18 protein-coding genes are annotated in these 19,535 nt (G+C 66.9%); 10 read left to right on the forward strand and 8 right to left on the reverse strand.

Annotation, left to right across the window (positions count from 1 at the left end; genetic code table 11):
- Together NV2_RS31930 and NV2_RS12990 are read left to right on the forward strand one after the other, a co-directional pair.
- Positions 1 to 399 (forward strand): hypothetical protein (locus NV2_RS31930; RefSeq protein ID WP_218018977.1); only part of this gene is annotated, 399 nt, incomplete at its 5' end.
- 212 nt (positions 400 to 611) lie between these two features.
- Entirely contained in the window at positions 612 to 1,700 is a 1,089-nt protein-coding gene (locus NV2_RS12990) for an alpha/beta hydrolase family protein (RefSeq protein ID WP_067872625.1), read from the forward strand.
- A 174-nt stretch (positions 1,701 to 1,874) separates the two neighbouring features.
- Here the strand turns inward: NV2_RS12990 and NV2_RS12995 are convergent, their stop codons facing one another.
- The gene (locus tag NV2_RS12995; RefSeq protein ID WP_067872628.1) at positions 1,875 to 2,459 is read right to left on the reverse strand and encodes a TetR/AcrR family transcriptional regulator; all 585 of its coding nucleotides are present in this window, start codon (positions 2,457 to 2,459) and stop codon (positions 1,875 to 1,877) included.
- 100 nt (positions 2,460 to 2,559) lie between these two features.
- Between NV2_RS12995 and NV2_RS13000 the strand changes: the two genes are divergently transcribed.
- Complete coding sequence (locus tag NV2_RS13000; RefSeq protein WP_084474542.1) at positions 2,560 to 3,303, forward strand: nitroreductase; 744 nt, start codon at positions 2,560 to 2,562, stop codon at positions 3,301 to 3,303.
- Positions 3,304 to 3,331: 28 nt separating this feature from the next.
- Here NV2_RS13000 and NV2_RS13005 read toward each other — a convergent pair whose 3' ends face one another.
- Positions 3,332 to 3,757 (reverse strand): MerR family transcriptional regulator, encoded by a 426-nt coding sequence (locus NV2_RS13005; protein WP_245662579.1) that lies wholly within the window; start codon positions 3,755 to 3,757, stop codon positions 3,332 to 3,334.
- On the opposite strand from NV2_RS13005, the gene NV2_RS13010 reads away from it, so the two are divergent.
- From NV2_RS13010 to vapB, 4 genes are all read left to right on the forward strand, one after another.
- Positions 3,756 to 4,445 (forward strand): methyltransferase domain-containing protein, encoded by a 690-nt coding sequence (locus NV2_RS13010; protein WP_067872706.1) that lies wholly within the window; start codon positions 3,756 to 3,758, stop codon positions 4,443 to 4,445. The two genes, NV2_RS13005 and NV2_RS13010, sit on opposite strands and share 2 nt — an antisense overlap.
- 114 nt (positions 4,446 to 4,559) lie before the next feature.
- On the forward strand, positions 4,560 to 5,342 hold the full coding sequence (locus tag NV2_RS13015; protein WP_067872712.1) for an alpha/beta fold hydrolase: 783 nt from the start codon (positions 4,560 to 4,562) through the stop codon (positions 5,340 to 5,342).
- Between the two features lie 49 nt (positions 5,343 to 5,391).
- The gene (locus NV2_RS13020; protein WP_067872631.1) at positions 5,392 to 6,222 is read left to right on the forward strand and encodes a MerR family transcriptional regulator; all 831 of its coding nucleotides are present in this window, start codon (positions 5,392 to 5,394) and stop codon (positions 6,220 to 6,222) included.
- Positions 6,223 to 6,244: 22 nt separating this feature from the next.
- Complete coding sequence (gene vapB / locus NV2_RS13025) at positions 6,245 to 6,469, forward strand: type II toxin-antitoxin system VapB family antitoxin (RefSeq protein WP_067872634.1); 225 nt, start codon at positions 6,245 to 6,247, stop codon at positions 6,467 to 6,469.
- A gap of 229 nt (positions 6,470 to 6,698) precedes the next feature.
- On the opposite strand, the gene NV2_RS32675 is transcribed toward vapB, so the two are convergent.
- Positions 6,699 to 6,833 (reverse strand): hypothetical protein, encoded by a 135-nt coding sequence (locus NV2_RS32675; protein WP_281198536.1) that lies wholly within the window; start codon positions 6,831 to 6,833, stop codon positions 6,699 to 6,701.
- Positions 6,834 to 7,129: 296 nt separating this feature from the next.
- Here NV2_RS32675 and NV2_RS13035 point away from each other — a divergent pair, with 296 nt between their 5' ends.
- From NV2_RS13035 to NV2_RS13045, 3 genes are all read left to right on the forward strand, one after another.
- On the forward strand, positions 7,130 to 7,891 hold the full coding sequence (locus NV2_RS13035; protein WP_067872640.1) for a DUF5919 domain-containing protein: 762 nt from the start codon (positions 7,130 to 7,132) through the stop codon (positions 7,889 to 7,891).
- Entirely contained in the window at positions 7,878 to 8,345 is a 468-nt protein-coding gene (locus tag NV2_RS13040; protein ID WP_067872643.1) for an NUDIX hydrolase, read from the forward strand. The genes NV2_RS13035 and NV2_RS13040 overlap by 14 nt, the downstream gene beginning before the upstream one ends.
- A gap of 130 nt (positions 8,346 to 8,475) precedes the next feature.
- Positions 8,476 to 9,030 (forward strand): AAA family ATPase, encoded by a 555-nt coding sequence (locus tag NV2_RS13045; protein WP_067872646.1) that lies wholly within the window; start codon positions 8,476 to 8,478, stop codon positions 9,028 to 9,030.
- A 64-nt stretch (positions 9,031 to 9,094) separates the two neighbouring features.
- On the opposite strand, the gene NV2_RS13050 is transcribed toward NV2_RS13045, so the two are convergent.
- The 5 genes from NV2_RS13050 to NV2_RS13070 form a co-directional block, all read right to left on the reverse strand.
- Positions 9,095 to 9,487 (reverse strand): SRPBCC family protein, encoded by a 393-nt coding sequence (locus NV2_RS13050; protein ID WP_067872649.1) that lies wholly within the window; start codon positions 9,485 to 9,487, stop codon positions 9,095 to 9,097.
- A 144-nt stretch (positions 9,488 to 9,631) separates the two neighbouring features.
- Positions 9,632 to 11,362, reverse strand: coding sequence for an ABC transporter ATP-binding protein (locus NV2_RS13055; RefSeq protein WP_067872651.1), 1,731 nt, complete (start codon positions 11,360 to 11,362; stop codon positions 9,632 to 9,634).
- Positions 11,359 to 13,296: an ABC transporter ATP-binding protein gene (locus tag NV2_RS13060; RefSeq protein WP_067872654.1), complete on the reverse strand. Its 1,938-nt coding sequence runs from the start codon at positions 13,294 to 13,296 to the stop codon at positions 11,359 to 11,361. Before NV2_RS13060 ends, NV2_RS13055 begins: the two co-directional genes overlap by 4 nt.
- A gap of 23 nt (positions 13,297 to 13,319) precedes the next feature.
- Complete coding sequence (locus NV2_RS13065; RefSeq protein WP_067872657.1) at positions 13,320 to 17,876, reverse strand: non-ribosomal peptide synthetase; 4,557 nt, start codon at positions 17,874 to 17,876, stop codon at positions 13,320 to 13,322.
- A complete protein-coding gene (locus NV2_RS13070; RefSeq protein WP_067872660.1) occupies positions 17,873 to 19,531 on the reverse strand; it encodes a condensation domain-containing protein in 1,659 nt (552 codons plus the stop codon). The genes NV2_RS13065 and NV2_RS13070 overlap by 4 nt, the downstream gene beginning before the upstream one ends.
- Positions 19,532 to 19,535 lie beyond the last annotated feature (4 nt).

Here is a 19,535-nt window from a genome sequence, read left to right on the forward strand (position 1 = left end):
GGAGGGGGTCTCGCTCGCGATGTCGCGGAGCTGCGGGAGGTCCGCGAGTACGTAGAGAAGGTGCGCACCGCACGCGAAGCGGCCGGCACTGTGGAACGGGAACGGCAAGAAGCCGCCACAACAGCGGAGCGCGAGCGGCAGGAGCGCGAAGCTGGAGAGCGCGAACTGCGAGAGCGGCGGGCGGCCGAACGTGACCACAAGGAACGAGAAGTCGCCGACGCCCTACTGCGGGCAAGGTTGCCTCCGGACGTCACGGATTTGATGCTCAAAGGCCGCCCGACTCCCGGGCTGCAGTCTCCGCATCGGGAGCCGCCTTCGCCGGGATCTACTCGTGGCGGCCGGGCAGGGCTGGCGCGATCTCGCGAGCGCGGACGTGAGGGCAGGGGGCGGGAACGGTAATCGCTGAGGAACAGTACGCGCGGTGTGCGTCTCGTGTCGTGGGCAAACTGCTCCTCGTAGCGGGTACCTTGCGTTGGATAATCCGCGAGGCTTTGGGAGTTGCCGTGAGGCGCAGCTGGTTACGGCGATCGATCATCGCAGGTGCGGTAGCGCTCATGGCCTGCACAGCTCAGTCGGGGGTAGCCGCAGCGACCCCCTCATCGAGCCATGTCGTGGTGAGCTTGCCCGCGCCGACGGGCCCCTACCCGGTCGGCATCAGTGATTGGCAGCTCGACGATCTCCATCGTGTGGATCCATGGACGGGGAAGAACCGTGAGCTGTTGGTGCAGATCTGGTATCCCGCTGCCGGTCGCCCGACCTCGCAGACTGCGGTGTGGATGCCGCCCGGTGGCAGAGCAGAACAGACCGACTATCTCACCCAGCTCGGTGTTCCTTCCGGCAGTTGGACTTTGGCGCCCAGTTACAGCCATCGGGACACACCGGCTCCCGCCGACGGACGAAAGTTCCCGGTACTGCTGAATTCCCCCGGCATGGACGACACGACCGGGTGGAGCACTGCCCAAGCCGAAGACCTGGCCAGCCATGGCTACATCGTGGTCGCGATCAACCACACCCACGAAGCCTTCGCGGTCCAATTTCCCGACGGACACACCGAGCACAGTCGGGTGCCGCTGGATTCGCCGCAACACGTCCTGTCGGATCTCCTGTTGCCGACCAGAGTCGCTGATGCTCGGTTCGTCCTCGACCGGCTGGCCGCGGCCACCGAACATCCGGACAGCACAGGACTTCCGCAGCATCTTGCCGAAGATCTCGATCTGTCGAAGGTAGGCATGTTCGGCCACTCACTGGGCGGGTCGACAACCGCGCAGACCATGCATGACGATCACCGAATCCGTGCCGGTGTCGATCTGGACGGGCCGATCTTAGGATCCGTCGCCGCCGATGGACTCGACCGACCGCTACTGATGCTGGCCAGCGACACTTCGCCTTGGTTCGGCAACCCGGGCTGGGAATCACGCTGGGCAGCGAACACGGGAATCAAGATCCCGTTGCGCATCGCAGGAACCCGGCACATGTCGCTATGCGACCAACAGGTCATCCTGACGCAGTTGTCCGCGGCCGGTCTGCTCGATCCCGCGAAGAAGACCGAAGCCGTAGGAACTATCGACGCGGCCCGTTCGACCGATCTACAACGCGCATACCTACTTGCCTACTTCGATGCCACCTTCGGCCGCACCGACGCCGACATACCCCGAGTGCTTGGCCGCTTGGGCCAGCCGGAAATGCTGCCGCACCCTTGAGCTCATTCCTCGATTGGAAGGTCGTGTCACGAAATGCCCTTCCTAACACGATGTGAGGGGACGGTAGATCGGCCGTCGGAATCCACTGGGGGGTTGTGAAGGCCACGCATCCCCTCGGCCCAGCGGATCTTCGCATCAGGCGCCAGGCGTACCGCGCGCCGCCGGCGGGGGCGGTCAGGGCGTGGTCGGCAGTGCGTTGTCCAGGAGGATCTCCGCTGCCGTCCGCGCGTGCCGGCCGTAGTTCGGGTCGTCCAGCACCATGGCGCGGCTGGCGGCGCCGTCGGCGAGGGTCACGAGCTGCTCGGCGAGGGCGGAGGGTTCGCGGCAGCCCAGTTCCGCTGCTAGTTCGGCCACCAGACGTACCATCAGCATTTTCTGTTCGCGGGCATAGCAGTGGACCGCGTTTCCAGGGTCGGGAAACTCCACGGCGGCATCGATGAACGGGCATCCGCGCACCGGATCCGCCCCGGCCGGGGGCGGGTCGAACAGTGTGAGGATCCGCTTCCGGGGAGGGATGTCCGTCCGTGTCAGCGCGCCCTCCAGCGTGCGCCCCGTCGAGGCGAGGTCCTCGAGGTAGGCGAGGACCAGCTCGTCCTTGGTCCTGAAGTGAGCGTAGAGGGTGCGCTTGGACACCGGCGCCCGCTCCGCGACCTGCTCCATGCCGGTCGCGTTGATCCCTTGGGTTGCAAACAGTCCGGCTGCGGCGGCCAGGATGCGCTCCCGGCCCCCGCGTCCCTGCCGTCGAGACGCCGTGGTCATGACGTAAGTATACGTCCCCGTTTACTTCGGAGGAGTGGCTGTCTATAGTGGATTCCAAGTAAACGACACCGTTTACTTGGACGAATTCAGGGAGAGTTCCATGAGCGGACCGGTCTGTACCCGGACACGGACGAGCGAGGCGCCGGCCACCGGCGGATCACGGAGGGGCGAGACACCGACGTGGGAGTATGCCGAGCAGTTGATCCGAGGGCGCCACGCGACTCGCGCCTTCCGTCCCGACCCGGTCCCCCCGGACACTCTGCGCGCGATCTTCTCGCTGGCCGGCGCCGCGCCGTCCAACTCCAACGCGCAGCCGTGGAGAGTCGAGGTGGTCGGCGGCGCGCAGCGAGACCGCCTGGCCGACGCCCTGCGAACGGCCCACGCCGAGCGACGCGTCACGCCCGACTACCCGTACTCCGAGGACATGTACACGCCCGTCCACCAGGAGCGGCGGGCCGCCTTCGGCGCCGACCTGTACGGAGCGCTGGGCATCGGCCCCAACGACCACACTGCCCGCGCAGCCTACGACGCGAAGAGCTTGGGCTTCTACGGAGCGCCCCACGCCGCGTTCCTGTTCGTCACCGGCGACGGCGGGCCGCGACTGGCTGCCGACGCGGGCACCTACCTGCAGACACTGCTGCTGGCCATGGCCGCTTATGGCGTGGCCAGTTGCCCGCAGGGCCTACTCAGCTTCTACGCCGACACCGCCCGCGACCAACTCGGAGTGGACGAGGGGAAGCTGCTCGTGGGGATCTCTTTCGGGTACGCCGACGAGAACGCGCCGGTGAACCAGGTCACGACCAGCCGGGCGGCGCTGGAGGTAACCACCACATTCCACATCTAGCGCCGGTCGCGAAAGGTGATCGTCATAGTCACTCGTCGAGGGCGGCCTGCTGCAAACGGTCGGTCAGTAGGCCCCGGAAATGCGGGCACGTCGTGATGTCGTCGTGCGTGCATTCCAGCCCGCCCTCGAGCATGTCGAGCGCAGCCTGTGCGCGGGCGATGCGCGCCAGCAGTTTTTCGCGATGCCGGGCCATCGCCTCGTGGCGCGCCGGCGCGGACCGGACCGTGAGCATCGTGCGGATGTCGGCGAGTCCGAAGCCTGCTTCCTTCGAGATGAGGATCGCGGCCACCCGGTACACGTCCGCGTCGGCGTAACGGCGACGGTCACCGACGCGGGCCGGTGCCAGCAGGCCTTGCGCCTCCCAATGCCGCAACACGTGCGTCGGCAACCCGAACTGGGCGGCAACCTCACCGATTGACTTCATGTCGACATTAACTCGCACAATGGCGACCATGTCCACACTGCTCAGCCTCCTCGACGCCTTCGACGACCGACCGGAAGCCCGCAATCTGCGCGAACTCACCTACCGAGGATTGGGCGACGCCGTTGTCGACGTCGGCTGCGGGGGTGGACGCGCCGTCGGTGAATTGACCGCCCGAGGGGCCAACGCCATCGGCATCGACTCGAACCCCACCATGATCGAGGCCGCCATCGAGCGCTGGCCCGCGGGCGAGTTCCGCATCGGTGATGCCACCGCGCTGCCGCTGCCCGACGGCTCCGTCACCGGCTACCGCGCCGACAAGGTCCTGCACGCGCTCACCGAACCCGAACAAGCCGTTGCCGAAGCCCGCCGGGTGCTGGCCGGCAACGGGCGTGCGGTACTCGTCGGCCAGGACTGGGACACGATCGTGATCGACTCCGACGACCCCGAACTCACCCGCACGCTCGTACACGCACGCGCCGACACTCTGCCGAACCCGAGGATCGCCCGCCGATACCGGAACCTGCTGCTGGACAACGGGTTCGTCGACGTCTCCGTCGAGGTCCATACGACCGTCTTCACAGACGAGACATGCCTGCCGATGCTCGCCAACATCGCAGGAGAGGGCGACTGGTTCGACGCCCAAGCCCGCCGAGCACGCAACGACCGCCTGTTCGTCGCCCTCCCGATCTTTCTGGTCTCCGGGACGCGCGCGAAATGAGTTCAGCGGTGCGGCCCGCTGTGCTCGCGCAAAACCACCGCCGACCAGCGCGCCAACGGCACAGCACATCGGCGTTTGACCCTGACGCGGCGTCAACCCCGCAATATGGTCGGCATGGCTGCGAGTACCGATCACTTTCTGATCCGCCGGGACGGCGCCACGATTGCGGTGTCGCGCGGCGGGCAGGGACAGCCGCTGATCCTGTGTCCCGGCCTCCTCACCACGCAGGCTGATCTGCACGAGCTGACCGAACTGCTCTGCCTCGACCATGATGTGGTGACCTTCGATCCGCGGGGTCACGGCCGCTCCTCGCCCGCCGACCGGTACACCTTCGACGCGTTCCTGGGCGATTTCACCGCTGTTATGACGCAGGTCGACTTACCGATGCCGCCGGTGCTCGTGGGCCACTCGCTGGGCGCGGACCTGGTCGTGCACTACGCCTGCGACCATCCCGCCTCCGCTGCGGCGATAGTGCTCATCGACGGCGCGAACCCGGTGCCCGAACCGTTCGTCACCGAGGCCGATCTACCGGAGTTCCGAGCGATGGCCGAAGACTTGGCGGCAGCGAACGAGGACGCCCGCGACACCCCACATCAGGTCTTGCTGTCCGCACAGGAAATCCTCGACCTGAATCTCGAGGTGGACATCGTGCGGTCTGCAATTCTCGACCGGTACCGAAAGATCGACTGTCCGATCAGCATGATCATGTCGACGGCGATGGCCGGGAACAGTGTCGAAGGTCGTGCACCGTGGCGTAATCGGAATTGGCGCGCCGGTATCGAACGGCTGGTCCACGACCAGCCGCGCATCTCCACAACCTGGCTCGACGCCGGTCACGGGCTGCTCGTCACCCATGCCCGGGAAATCACCCGGATCATCAGCAACACGCAGCGATGAGCGGTTAACCCCATGTCACAACAATTCTCAGTCCAAGGAGACTGATCCTGTGCTGACAATCAGCGAGATCGCCTCCTACGCGGGAGTGACGGTGCGGGCGGTGCGGCACTATCATGCCATCGGCCTGCTGCCCGAGCCCGGCCGCGACCACTCGGGTTACCGACGCTACGACGCCGCGGCGGTAGTGGATCTGATCAGGATCCGGACTCTCGCCGAGGCCGGAGTTCCGTTGGCACGCGTGCGGGAACTCCTCCGGGCCGACGCGGAGGAGTTCGCGTCGGCAGTCGGCAAGATCGACAAGCAGTTGCGGGCGGAAATCCGGCAGCGGCAGCGCCTGCGCAAGCGGATCGCGAACCTGGCGGCCGGAGATAATCTGGCGCTGCCTCCGGAGCTGGTCGAATTTCTCGACCAGCTCCGGAGCATGGGCGTCGACGAGCGGGTCGTCCGGGTGGAACGCGACGGCTGGATACCATTGATCGCCCACTCGCCGGGGCACAGCCTGGAGCTGATCAGCCGCAAGCGAAAACAGATGACCGACCCGCGCCTGTTCGGCTTCTATCTCACACTGAGCCAGGCTGTGGACCGGACCGACGATCGGAACCTCACCGAGCTGGCCGACACGATGGCCTCTTATCTCACACAGATGGCCGATGAACAGGGCGAGGACTATCTCAACGATCCCGGCATCGAGCCACCGTTGGCCGAACTGCTGGACGATCTCGCGTTCGACAGCTGGCCGCCGGCCCGTCGATTGACAGAACTACTGGCGATGCGAGGGTGGACCGGGTGGACCAAACTCGAGCGCACAGTTCCCCTACCGCCTAGAGTCCCCGTCCGTCGCAACAGATCAGCAGAACAGTCCGACCGGCCACCAGCGTAGATATCGTCGATATCGGGAGGTAGTGGTTATAACAGACATCCTGATCCGGGACATTCCGGATTCCCAGATCGAGCAGATCGATCGCCGCGCCCAGCACGCAGGGTTGTCCCGCAGCGAGTTCGTGCGACAGTGGATCGTTAGCGACTTCCGCCCTGCAGCGCAGGTCACCACCCACGACCTCGAACGTCTCGAAGCACTCGCACAGGACTTGGACGATCCGGATGTCATAGGACTGGCGTGGTCATGAGCACTCGTCCGTGGTTGATCGAGAGTCTGCCTTGATGTGACTCGCTTCCCCAGCCAGCAGTACACAACCCGAGGATGACATCACTGACCTGGGTCCTGACTGTCGGTTCGATCGCAAACCGTCTTGGATACTTCGTTTTTCGGCGATCGATCAGGCCAGGTCAAGGCAGCGAGGAACACCGTCGCAGGAACTGCGATGGCGACGACCAGACCTCCCTCCCAACCGATCATCACACTCCTCCAAACGCCGACCAGCGCGCGAACGACAGCCGTGGAGAGACGATTTCAACGTCTGCGACGTGCATCAGGTTGTTGATCGTCAACGGATCCAGGTGCATCGGCGCCGGAAGGACCACGACGTCCACATCGAGGGTACGGACGCGGTCGGTAAGCCCCAGGATTGGCGAGTCATCCCAGATGAGTCCGTAGCCGAGTCGTCGACATAACCGGCACACTTGGGCCGAGTCCCACTCGTACGCGGTGCTGATGCCGGAATCCACCCAACCCAACGCAGTCGGTCGCCACCTCATGTCCAGCTCGAATCCGTGATCATAAGTGCAAGCATCTGCTCTGACCTGGGACGTTGCCACCCTCTTTCCAGGACGTTCGGGACGTTTCAGGTCTACAATTCGGAACGTCCCGATCGCAGGCAGGGGGTACTGTGAACGAAGCACTACGACGAGCCATGACGAAGGCCGATGTGTCCGAGGAGGATTTGGCCGCAGCGTGCATGGTCGACACCAAAACGGTTATGCGTTGGATAACGCATCCGACGCGGGTACCGCACTCACGGCATCGCCTGACCGTGTGCGACACCCTTGGAGTAGAGGAGGCTGAGTTGTGGCCTTCGGCAGTACGGGTGAGCCTCAAGACCGGTCCCGATCGCGAGATCATCCAGGTCTGGCCCTATCGATCAGCGGCGCCACAATCGCTGTGGCGCACGCTGATTCATAGTGCGAAGCACGAAATCACTTTTGCCGGCTATACCAACTATTTCGTCTGGCTGGAGCATGCCAATCTCGGAAAGACTCTGCGTCGGAAAGAGTCCGATGGATGCCGTATCCGATTCCTGATCGGCGATCCGGACAGTCATGTCACGCGCGACCGTGAGGAGGAAGAAGGTGTTCCCCTTACCCTGTCGACGCGCATAGCCGTCACTGTGGGCGAGCTGACCAAATTGCGTGACTGCGGCGGCATACAGGCACGACACAGCACAGGACACGTGCACCTATCGGTGTTTCGCTTCGACAATGACATGATCGTGACACCAATACTTGCACGTCACGTGGGCCACGACGCGCCCATGTTGCACGTCCGACGGGAACAAGACGATGGCATGTTCGACCGTTTCGCCGAGCATGTGGAGGAACTGTGGTCACGCGGGCGGGATATTTGGGAGGACAACGACTGTGGGACGCATTGACTACCAGGACGATCCTGACGCACCCGAGCCCAATTCCCTTGTACCCGCTGCTTCCGTTGTAGTCGTGGACGACTCGGGGAGCGTCCTCCTTCAACGACGAGTGGACAACGGTATGTGGGCACTACCTGGCGGCAAAATGGAACTCGGGGAGTCGTTGGCAGAGTGCGGAATCCGAGAGACCAAGGAAGAGACCGGGCTGGATGTCGAAATAGCCGGAATCATCGGCACCTACACGAACCCCAACCACATCTTCGCCTATGACGACGGCGAAGTGCGCCAGGAGTTTTCGATCTGCCTTCTCGGCAAGCCGGTCGGGGGAACCCTCGCTGTCTCGGATGAATCACATGAGGTCGGCTGGTTTGCTCCCGAGGACATAGATCGCCTCCCGATGGTGGACAACATTCGCCGCCGTTTCGAGGACTGGCGATCGGGGGCATTTCCGGTCGTCAGGTGACGGACTCGATGCTCGGCGAACAGGCCGCCTCCGAGCGGTGATCGCATCGGTCCCGGCTAGCCGGCATCGGAATCGCCCCCGGCAGAAAATGGGGCGCTGGACGCACCCAGGTAGAGGTAGCTTGTCGTCCGTGACCGGACACATAATTATCCTGACCGGCCCGCCGGGGGCCGGCAAGTCCACTCTCGCTGCGAAACTCGCCTCCAGTTACAGCAGAGGCGTCCATCTGCACACGGACGACTTCTGGCACTACATCGTCTCGGGTGCGATACCTCCGTACGATCCCGCTTCTCATGCGCAGAACCAGACGGTGATGGATGTGATTGCAGGCGCCGCCTACACCTATGCCCTGAGCGGCTTCACCACTGTGGTCGATGGAGTCGTAGGGCCGTGGATGCTCGATCATTTCCGGGCCGGGGCGACACCGCAGTCGGCACCGCCAGTGCATTACGTGGTGCTTCGGCCGGAGCGCGGCACGACGCTGACGCGCGCTCGCGCCCGGACCGCGCCGACCGCGCTGACCGACGAGGGGCCGATCCTCACCATGTGGGATCAGTTCTCCGACCTCGGCGAGTTCGAGTCTCACGTACTCGACACCTCGCAGGAGTCGGAAGCGCGCAGCGCCCGGCGGGTGGCAGAGGCTGTCGAGGACGGCCGGTTCCGCCTGTTCACCGGACAGCACTGAGCGCTAACGGCGCCACTGGGCAGGCGCTCGCCGGTACCGGCGAGCGCCCGGGCATATTGTCGGTTCAGCCGGCCTCCACAAGCCCTTTCAACCGCTCGAGATCCGCTTCCACCATCCCGGTATCCCGGTCGAACTCCTCGTCGGTGAGTTCGATCTGCCGGATCGTGAACACGATTTCCGCCCCTTCCGGGTGGGCGAGGATCCGCACGGGATTCGTGACGATCGTCCCGGAAGGCAAGGTGACATCGTGATCGATCACGCCGTACTCGTTGCGCGGCACGAAACGCACGGCGACCTTGCCCATGGGTGAATCGACGAAAAGCGTGTCCCCCTCCCGAACAACCTCGGTCTTGGCCAGACCCGCAGCCCATTTCGGCAGGTTGTCCGGATTCGAGGCGAACTCGTACACCGCTTCCGGTGATGCCGCGATCACACGGCTGACGTGGCGACTGTTCATCGGCCTATCGTGACATCCAGCACCGACAGTTGGCCGACCCACAGCGTTCGAGCGCCCAGCTTCAGCAGCCATCACACCGATGCTGCCTGACTGAACAAAAAGAGAGGCTCCGCGGTGGGCGGAGCCTCTCTTCCCGTTCGACGCTCAGGCCGAGACCAGGTGCCAGCCGGTTGCGCGGGAACGCTCCGACCAGAAGCCTGCGTAGCGGCCACCGAGTTCCAGCAGCTCGTCGTGGGTGCCGCGTTCGACGATCTGTCCGTCCTGGACGAACAGGATCTGATCGGCGTGCGCGATGGTTGCCAGGCGGTGCGCTACCACGACGACCGTCTTGTCGCGGGTCAGTTCGTGGATGCCGCGGACGACCGCGGCCTCGCTGTGCGGGTCGAGGGCGCTGGTTGCCTCGTCGAGCAGGACGATCGGGGCGTCCTTCAGCAGGGCGCGGGCGATCGACACTCGTTGCCGCTCACCGCCGGACAGAGCGGTGCCACCCTCGCCAACCGCGGCGTCCCAACCGTCGGGCAGGCGGTCGGCGATCTCGTCGACCCGGGCGATTTCACCGGCCCGGCGTACCTGCTCGGGTGTGGCGTCCGGATTGCCGATGCGAATGTTCTCCGAGATGGTCTCGTCGAACAGGTAGACATCCTGGAACACCAGCGATACCTGGCCGAGCAGGGTTTCCGAGGGCTGCTGCCGCACGTCGTGGCCGGCGACGGTGATACTGCCGGAGCCGACGTCGTAGAAGCGGGAGGCCAGTTTCAGCAGGGTGGTTTTGCCGCCACCGGAGGGGCCGACGATGGCTGTGGTGGTGCCGGCGGGGACGGTGAACGACACACCGTCGATAACCTTGTCGCCGTCGCGGTAACCGAATTCGACGTTGTCGAACACGATGTCGGCCGCGCCTGGGGTGACCGGTTCGGTGTGCTCGGGGAGGTCGGGCTCGGCCAGGAATTCGGTGATCCGGTCGGCCGCGTCGCCGGCACTGCGCAGGGCGGTGCTCAGCTGGGCGGCGCGGTTGATCGGCTCGATGAAGCGGGCGGTGACCGCGATCAACGCGACGGTCGCGGGGATGGACAGATCACCGCCGGTGCCCCGGGCCACCACGACCGAGACCACGATCAGGAAGACGATCTGCACGCACAGTGCGAACACCATCAGGCCGGGCACACTGGCCGCGATCATCCGGCGGGACGCGCGCTGCTGTTCCTGCAGGGCCCGGGTGAGTGCCCGGTTCCCGGCGCCGACGGCCCCGAAGGCGCGCAGTACCGGCTGGGCCTGCGCGAATTCGACCACCCGGGAATTGGCTTCCACGGCGGCGGCATCGAGTTGCCGGTCCGCGCGGGTGTAGCTGTTGTTGGCCCAATTGCTGACGAACAGCAGCACCGGGAGGCTGATCAGCATGACCAGGGCGATCCGCCAGTCGATGAACAGCACACCGATCGCGACACCGACCGGAACCAGCACCGCGGTGATCACCGGCGCCAGCAGATAGTTGACGACGTTGAGGATTTCGCGCACGCCGCCGACGGTCATCTTGGAGATGGAGCCCGCGTTGGCGGTGCCGAACCAGCCCAGTGGCAGCGTGCTCAGGTGGTCACCGAGGCGGGTCTGCACCCCGCGCAACATGCCCACACCGATGCGCAGACCGACCAGCAACTGCTGATACGAGCATGCCGAGGCCACCAGGACCGCGACCGCCAGCCAGATGGTCCAGCGCCACGCGCTGCCGAAATTACCGTCGAACAGGGCCTGCAGCACCGGGATCAGCAGCAGATACGCCGCGATCTGGCCCAGTGCGCCGACACCGATCAAGCTCAGATAGCTGGGAACGTGTCGGCGCAGATCCGTCGGGATGAGCGCGAAAACCTTCCTGATCATCGGCTTTCCCCTTCCGCATCGCGTCCGCTCCCGGCAGGCTCACCCTCGAGCACCCCGATCGACGCCTCGTTCTGTTCCCACAGCCGCTGATACAGCCCACCGGCGACCGACAGGGCCGCATGCTCGCCGGATTCGACGATCGCGCCGTTCTCCAGCACCAGAATCCGGTCCACGCCGGTGATGGTGTGCAGCCGGTGCGCGATCACCAGGACCGTGCGGCCGGCGACCAGGACTGCCAGCGCGTCCTGCACGGCGGCCTCGGATTCGGGATCGGCGAAGGCGGTGGCCTCGTCGAGCACCAGGACCGGGGTGTCCGCGAGCAGAGTGCGCGCGATCGACAATCGTTGTGCCTCACCGCCGGACAGCATCGCGTCGACACCGATTTCGGAGTCGTAGCCGCGCGGCAGTTCCAGGATGCGGTCGTGGATCTGGGCGGCTCGCGCCACCCGTTCGATCGCGGCGGCGTCGGCGTCCGGGCGAGCCAGGGCGATGTTCTCGCGGACGGTGCCGCGGATCATCTGCACGTCCTGCAGCACGAATCCGACGGTGCGGTAGAGCTCTTCGGTGGAGAACTCGCGAATATCCTTACCGCCGAGCGTGATGCGGCCGGCGGTGACGTCGTAGAACCGTGGCAGCAGCCGGGCCAGGGTGGACTTGCCCGAACCGCTCGGGCCGACCAGCGCGGTGATCGTGCCGGGGGCGAGTTCGACATCGACACCGTTCAGGACGGTCCGGTCGGCGCGGTAGCCGAAGCTGACGTCCTCGAATCGGACCGCCACACCGGCATCGGCCACGGGCGCAGTCGATTGTGACTCGGCGGGAGTTTCCAGTTCCGGGGTCTGCTGCAGCTCGTGCAGTCGTACCGCCGCAGCACCGCCCTCGCGCAATGCCTGGCCGCCGAACCCGATGCCCAGCAGCGCACTGCCCAGACCGATGCCGAGCAGCAGGAATGGCAGGATATCGACCGGATCCGTCCACCCCAGATCGGCGAAGCCCAGTCCGGCGACGACCACAACCAGCATGAGCAGCACCGGGGTCAGCATGACCTCCGACGCCGACTGGAGTTTGGTGATCGGTACCTTCCAGGCGAGCAGGTTGTCGGCGGTCTTGTCGACCGCGCGCTGGAACGTGCTGTGCGCCTTGCGTGCGCGACCGAAGGCGCGGACCACCTGGATTCCGTCGACGAATTCGATGATCGACTGTTCGATGGCACGCTCGCTGCCGACGAACTCCATGAGCCGCGTCGTATGGGTCTTCCCCATCATGGCCGCCAGCCCGCGGGTGTAGAGGACCAGCGGGATCAGCAGGATCAGGGTCAGCCGCCAGTCGACGGTGAACAGGTAGATCAGCGCGATCAGCTGAACGGTCACCGCGCTCACGAATTCCAGCCGCGCATGGGCGACCAGATAGTGCAGGGCCTCCACATCGTCCTGCAGGAATTTCTTCACCTCACCGGAGCTGCGTTCGGTGAACCAGCCGAGCGGGACTCGGGACAGCTTCGCCGCCACCGTTTGCCGCAGGCTCAGCTGGAAGTCGGCATCGACCGAATGCGCCCAGATCAACGCGACGACCTCGAGCAGACCGCGGACCACCATGATGACCACGGCCGCGATCACCAGTGCCCACACCTTGCCGGTGTCGATCGATCCGCCGCCGGTCGCGCCGGACAGCAGTTCCCGGCATGCCTCGACGATCAGGACGAACGGCACCACCGAGCAGACCGACGCCAGCACGATGACCAGACTGGCCAGGGTCAGGGCACCGTTGACCGGCTCGAGGACCTTCTTCTTCGCGAGGCCGTCGGCGCGCTTCTGCTGCTTGAGTGCGACCTTGTCCGGCGGTAACGGCGCGGCGGGTTCCGGGGAGGGCGGCGCCTCCTGCACTTGCGGTCCGGCCGGGGCGTTCGGTTGCTGCCCGGCGGTGTCGACCGTCATCGGCGTCTCCCTCCCATTATCGGTCATCCTGATGTCTCGGCTGGTTCGAAGATCTCACACAGTACGGTCCGCCAGACAGCGGTGCGCGCGTCGGCGGCGGCCTCGTCCAGGACCGCGGAGTTGATGTCGAACACCGCGACCAGCGACGGTCCTGAATCATTCGCCACCACGGCGGTATTCACATCGATGGTGAACCGCACCGGCAGATCCGGATGGACCGCGACCCCGAATTCGGCGCTCAGGTCGGTGAGCGGGACCGGGGTCCAGGGGCCGCTACCGAACTGCAGCATGTCGAATCGGCCCAGATGGTTGAGCCGGATCTGGCCGCGCGCCGCCAGGGTGCGATCGGCCAGCGGTGCGGGACCGATGCGCGGGGACCACGATCTCGACTCGGCGGCGGGAATCAGGACCGTCTCCTCGACGGTGAACCAGCCGACCCGGCGGGTGTCGTCGTCGGGGGCGCGGCCGTGCGATTCGCGGGTGACGGCGATCTGCCCGGCGTCGCCGGTATCGGCGACCACCCGCGCACACGCCATCAGCAGCAGATCGTCCAGTGCCACACCGGTTTCCGATGCACGCTCGAGGAGTGCCGCAGTAGCGTCGGGACCCAGGTCGACGGTGCGCTGGATCGTCTTGCCGGCCCGATCGCGGTGCGGGTCGGTGAAGCGACCCGACAACGGCACACCGAGGGTGGGCAGGGTGTGTTCCGGCGCGACCGGTGAATCCGGCTCGGCCACTGTTTCGTTCAGCGGCAGTTCGCCCTGTTCCATGCGGCGCAGGTCGTCGACCAGGATCAGCCACGACACCACATCCACCGCGAGGTGGTGAACGGCCAGCAGCAGGCGGGGGGTGGCCCCGGGGAGCAGGGTGGCGGCGATCATCCGGCCGTGGTCCGGGTCGAGACGGGCCACGGTGTCGGCCAACTGCCGGGCGGGCTGCTGAGTCTGCTCGGCCACGATGAACAGTTCGGCGGCGCTCGAGGTTTCCCCGACCACCAGCACCGGACCGCCCTCGTGGTCGATGTCCAGGCGCGACCGCAGGGTGGGGTGGGCGAGAGCCAAGGCCTCGAGACGCTCGAGCACGGAATCGGCCGTGACGCCGGGGCTCAGCGAAAGCACCTGTGACTGTGCGAGATAGCGGTAGTCGCCGTGGCCTATGATCTCGCGGGCGAGGGCGGTAAGCGGCAGGACCGCCCCCGCGGGGGTGAGTTCGGCGAGTGTTTCGTCGCCGGTACCGGCTTCGTCGAGTCGTTCGGCGAGATCACGAAGGTCGGCCGCGCCCAGCACTTCTCGCGCGGACACGCGATATCCGGCGCTGCGCAGCCGCGACACCAGATCGATCACGCCGATGCTGTCGATGCCGAGATCGACCAGACTGTCCAGGATTCCGATGCGGGCACCACTCGCGCCACTCATCGCTTCGAGCACCGTGAGTAGAGCGCGTTCGGTATCGGTGTTCGGCTGGGCGGCCGCACCGGTCGGCGCGGGCCGAGCCAGCAGCGCGGTCGCGGCATGCACGTCCAGCTTGTCGTTGCGGTTCAACGGGATCTCGTCGACCGCCACGATCCGAGTGGGTACCAGGAACTGCGGCAGCCGGCGGGCGAGTTCCGAACGAATACCCGATACCGGGCGTTCGCTGACGACCAAGGCGCCCAACCGCATCCGCCCGTTGTCCAGGAAGGCCAGTGCGGCGGCGTGCCGGACGCCGTCGAGTTCACGCAACACCACGCTGACCTCGTCGGGCTCGACACGGTAGCCGTTGATCTTCACCTGACTGTCGATGCGCCCCTCGTAGGCGACGGTGCCGTCGACTGCGCGACGCACCAGATCGCCGGTTCGGTACCGCCGCTCACCGTCGGCGCCGGCGACGAAACTCGTGGCCGTGGTGGCCGGACGGCCCAGATACCCGAGCGCGAGCTGCGGGCCGTAGATGTAGAGCTCACCCTGGCCGCCCGCAGGCACCGGCCGCAACCGATGGTCGAGCACGTGTGCGGTAAGGCCGTCGAAGGTGCGGCCGATGGTGGGCGCATCGTGGTCGTGCACCTCCGCCATCAACGCCTCGACCGTGGTTTCGGTCGGGCCGTAGAAGTTGATCACCCGGGTAGTGGGCAGCCCACGCAGACGTTGCCAGGTGTCCGGGCTGATCGCCTCACCGCCGAGGGCGAGCACCGCCAGCGGGCAGTATTCCGCGCCGTCGCGGTCCCGGAACAGTCCGGCTGCGATCAGGCGGTTCAGCATGGACGGCGAGGTATCGAAGATATCGATACCGAGCTCGTCGATGGCGGCCACGATGCGCTCCGCATCGGTGCGGACCTCGTCGCCGAGCATCACGACCGTCTGACCGCTCAACAAGGCGACGGTCGGCTGCCAGGCGGCATCGAAGCCGGTCGACCAGCCGTGCCCGATCCGCAGACCGCGCCCGAGCGCTGCCGAAACCGGCGCGAAGATGCGGCGTTCGTGGTTGGCCCAGTGATTGAGCAGCGCCCGATGCGGGACGGCGACCCCCTTGGGGCGACCGGTGGTGCCGGAAGTGAAGACGACATAGAACGGTGCGCTGGAATACGTGGCGGCAGCGGCAGGCAGCGCCTCGCTATCGGAAGAGACTGCAGCAGCCAACTCCGTATCGAAATCTGTTGCCGCACCGTCGATCCGGAGGTGACCGGCAGAGTCCGGAATTCCGTGCAGGCATTCCACGCCCTGCGCCCGCACCGCGGCGAGCAGCTCACCGCGATCGGCATCGGCCAGCACGATCCGTACACCGCTGGTACTCAGCAGGTACGCCACCCGGTCGGCGGGTGTGGCGGGGTCCACGTGCACACACATCGCGCCGGTACGACCGACCGCGAAAGGCGCGTGCAGCACTCGGCGATCACGCGGGAGCATGACTGCCACCGCATCCCCCGGTCCCACACCGGCCGCGCGCAGATCGGCGGCCAATGCCTGTACAGCTGTGGCGAATTCGCCGAAACTGTGTTCACCGCCGGCGTCGACGACCGCAGTGCGCTCCGGGGTCGCGGCAGCCGCCGCCAGTAGCGCCTGCGGCACGTTCTCGACACTCGTCGGCGCCTCCTCGGCCTCGGCGCCGATAGGTGCGCCGGACTCCGGGTGCCCCGCGAGGACCTCTCCGGCGATCCCCTCGCCCTTGCTGGGCTCGGGCACCACCGCGATCTCGGTGATCACCGAAGCGGATGCGAACTCGACGTCCGCGGCGCCGGGACGGGGAACCCGAGGCGCCGTCCGGGAGTCGTTGCCGCGCACGCCGGTCGTGGCGGTGAGTTCGGCGGGTTCGTCGTCGAGCAGCACATCCACCTCGGCGCAGCGTTCGGCGCGGGTGAGGCGGGAGGCCACCGCCAGTACGCGCCGCGCCATGCGGTCGGGGTCGAAGGTCGTGAGCAGGTCGGGACGGGTTTCCACGCGGCAGATCAGTTCGCCGTTTTCCACCACGGGAACCACGGCCAACGGGTAGTGGCTGGGTGAGTCGACGCGGCGGGCGGTCAGGGTGGCGCCGCCGCCCATCGGCATGGCGGCTGTCACCGATCCGGTGGGCGAGTTCTCGAAGACCAGCAGGGTGTCGAAGAGTTGCCCGGCACCGGCGTGCCGGGTGATATCGGCGATGCCGAGGTATTCGTGGGCGCGCAGCTGCGCGACCGTGCGCTGCAGTAGTGCGCCGGTCACGCCGGGAGTGCGGTCGTCCATCCGGACTCGCACCGGGATGGTGGTGACCAGCGCGCCGACCAGGCGTTCGGCGTTGGGCAGCGACGCGTCGCGACCGGAGGTGGTCTGGCCGAACACCACGTCGTCGCGACCGGTGAGACCGGAAAGGATACGACCCCACGCTAATTGGAGCACCGTATTGAGGGTGAGCCCGTTCGCCCGGGCCCAGGAGACCAGGGCGTCGGTGGATGCGCGGTCCAGCCGGGCTTCACCGATGACCGGCAGGTCCAGTTCGTCCGGTGCGGGCGGGCCGATCATCGGCATCGGGGCCAGACCGTCCAGCGCGTCGGCCCAGGCCCGGCCCGAAGCCTCGGTATCGCGGCTCGCCAGCCAGGACGCGTGTTCACGCAGCGGCGGTGCGGGTGGCAGAGTCGCTCCGGCACCGCTGTGCAGGGCGATGAGGTCGGAGAAGATCAACGGAATGGACCAGCCGTCGACCACGATATGGTGTGCGGTGCATACCAATTCGTAATCGCGTTCGCCGACCCGGGCTGCCACCACACGCAGCAGCGGACCCCGGTCCAGGTCGATACGCTCACGAGCCTCGGCCCAGTAGAGCTCGCGGGCCGCGGCCTCGGGATCCTCGGCGTCACGCAGATCCACCTCGCGCCAGCCGATCCGGCTCTCGGAGGTGATGATGAGCACCGGATGCGGCACATCCTCGGCGAGCACCGCCGCACCGAGGTGGGGATAGCGCTGCACTACCCCGTCGAAGGCCCGTCGCAGAGCGTCGATATCCGGCAGATTGTCCACCCGCACCGCGAAAGTGACCAGATACGGGTCGATTCCGCCGGAGATCGAACTGACCGAATACAGTCCGCGTTGCAGCGGCGACAGGGCGACGACGTCGAGGATCTCGAGGCTCACCGCGCGGCGAACTTCCGGCCGAGTGCCTGCAGCGCGGCCGGATCCAGACCGGAGGCGGCCATCGGGGCCACCGGCGCGGATGCTTCGGTCTGCTCCGGTGCGGCGTCGGCCTCGGCGAGCTGCTCGGCCATCTCCCGCACCGCCGGGAATTCGAACACCTTCTGCACGTCGAGGGCGTATCCGTGCTCGCCCAGCTGGGTCACCAACCGCAGTGCGGCGATGCTGTCGCCGCCGAGTGAGAAGAAGGTGTCGGAGCGCCCGACCGGATCGTCCTCGTCGAGTTCGAGCACCTCGCGGATGGTGTCGGCGATCAGGCGTTCCGCCTCGGTCTCGGGTTCGCCGCCGAGTCCGGTGACGCCGGCATACAGCGCGGCCGTGCGGTCGAACAGCTGCGGCACCTCGGCTACCGCGGCCGATGCCGCGTCGGGGGCTCCGAGCCAGGCCGCGAGCAGCTGCTCCAGCGCACTCCCCAGAGCGTCGAGCTGCGCACCGGCGACGGCCGGGAAATCGAGGGTGACCGTGGCGCCGTCCGCACCGGTCAGCACGTCGGCGACCAGATCGGCGCCATGCGGGCGGGCGAGGCCGCGCGCGAGTTCCCGCGCGGGCAGGCCGGCGTCCTCGACGGAGCCCGCCGTACGCACGTGCACCAGGGCCTGGAACGGCACCCCGTCGGCCACCGCGGCCGCACCGCGCAGCTGATGGGTGAGCCGTTCGATCCGGGTGGCAGCATGTTCGCGAGCCTGCGCGGCGCGGCCGGCCACGGCCGCGATCCGTTCTCGCGCGGTGGCGGCAGATTCCGTATCCACCCGCAGCACCAGGTAATTGGCGTAGGCACCCAGGCCGGTATCACCGAGCGTGGCGCGGGCCGCGTCGACGATGCCGATCGGGACGTCGTGGCCCAGACCGGCTTCGACCAGCACGGCGGCCAGCGCAGCGGAAACCACGGCCTCGGCGTCACCACCGGCCGCCTCGAGCGCACCGGCGGAGAGCCGCAGAGTGGGCCGCGCGGCCGCAGCATCGGCGGGCGCCGGGTCGGCGAGGTCGGCACGCTCGGGCAGACCGGCCAAGTGGTCCGTCCAATAGGTGAGTTCGGTGTCGTCGGCGGCATTTCCGACCAGTGACTTCACCTGAGCCATGGCGTAACTGCGGTACTGGGCCACCCGAGCCGCAGCGGGCGCCGAACCGAGCAGTTCTGCCGCGATCAGTTCCACGCTGCGGTCGTCCGCGGCGATCGGGTGGACGACGATCGACAGCACCGCGCGCTCCGGGAGGCGGTACAGCCGCAGCCGGATCGGCAGCTCCGCGACCAGGTCGAAGCGGTGGGCCGCATCCGCGGCCAGCACTGCGGAGAGACCGCCGGCATCGGCGAGGTCGATCACCGCCAGCGCGGTGTCGGGTGCCTCGACGACCCGCTGATACGGAATGCGGCGATCGTCCGGATACACCGTGCGCAGAATCTCGTGCCGCTCGACCAGCGCCGCCGCGGCGCGTTCCACCGCGGCCGCGTCGAGTGCACCGGTGATCTCCAGTGCGAGCGAGAGATTCACTGACTGCCGGCCGCGCAGGCGTTCGGGCAACAGTGCGGCCTGCTGGGCCGGCGACAGCGGTATGCCGCGGCCGCCGGAGGCAGGTTTCGATGCGGGCGATTCAGACATCCGT

Origin of the sequence: Nocardia vermiculata NBRC 100427, from assembly GCF_001613265.1 — a bacterium.
Taxonomy (GTDB): domain Bacteria; phylum Actinomycetota; class Actinomycetes; order Mycobacteriales; family Mycobacteriaceae; genus Nocardia; species Nocardia vermiculata.

Bases quoted from the DNA above. Each gene is read 5' to 3' on its own strand.
- NV2_RS13055 (WP_067872651.1), bottom strand. From the start codon at position 11,362: ATGATCAGGAAGGTTTTCGCGCTCATCCCGACGGATCTGCGCCGACAC.
- NV2_RS13010 (WP_067872706.1), top strand. From the start codon at position 3,756: ATGTCCACACTGCTCAGCCTCCTCGACGCCTTCGACGACCGACCGGAA.
- NV2_RS13000 (WP_084474542.1), top strand. From the start codon at position 2,560: ATGAGCGGACCGGTCTGTACCCGGACACGGACGAGCGAGGCGCCGGCC.
- NV2_RS13050 (WP_067872649.1), bottom strand. From the start codon at position 9,487: ATGAACAGTCGCCACGTCAGCCGTGTGATCGCGGCATCACCGGAAGCG.
- NV2_RS13015 (WP_067872712.1), top strand. From the start codon at position 4,560: ATGGCTGCGAGTACCGATCACTTTCTGATCCGCCGGGACGGCGCCACG.
- NV2_RS13070 (WP_067872660.1), bottom strand. From the start codon at position 19,531: ATGTCTGAATCGCCCGCATCGAAACCTGCCTCCGGCGGCCGCGGCATA.
- NV2_RS12995 (WP_067872628.1), bottom strand. From the start codon at position 2,459: ATGACCACGGCGTCTCGACGGCAGGGACGCGGGGGCCGGGAGCGCATC.
- NV2_RS13060 (WP_067872654.1), bottom strand. From the start codon at position 13,296: ATGACGGTCGACACCGCCGGGCAGCAACCGAACGCCCCGGCCGGACCG.
- NV2_RS13005 (WP_245662579.1), bottom strand. From the start codon at position 3,757: ATGGTCGCCATTGTGCGAGTTAATGTCGACATGAAGTCAATCGGTGAG.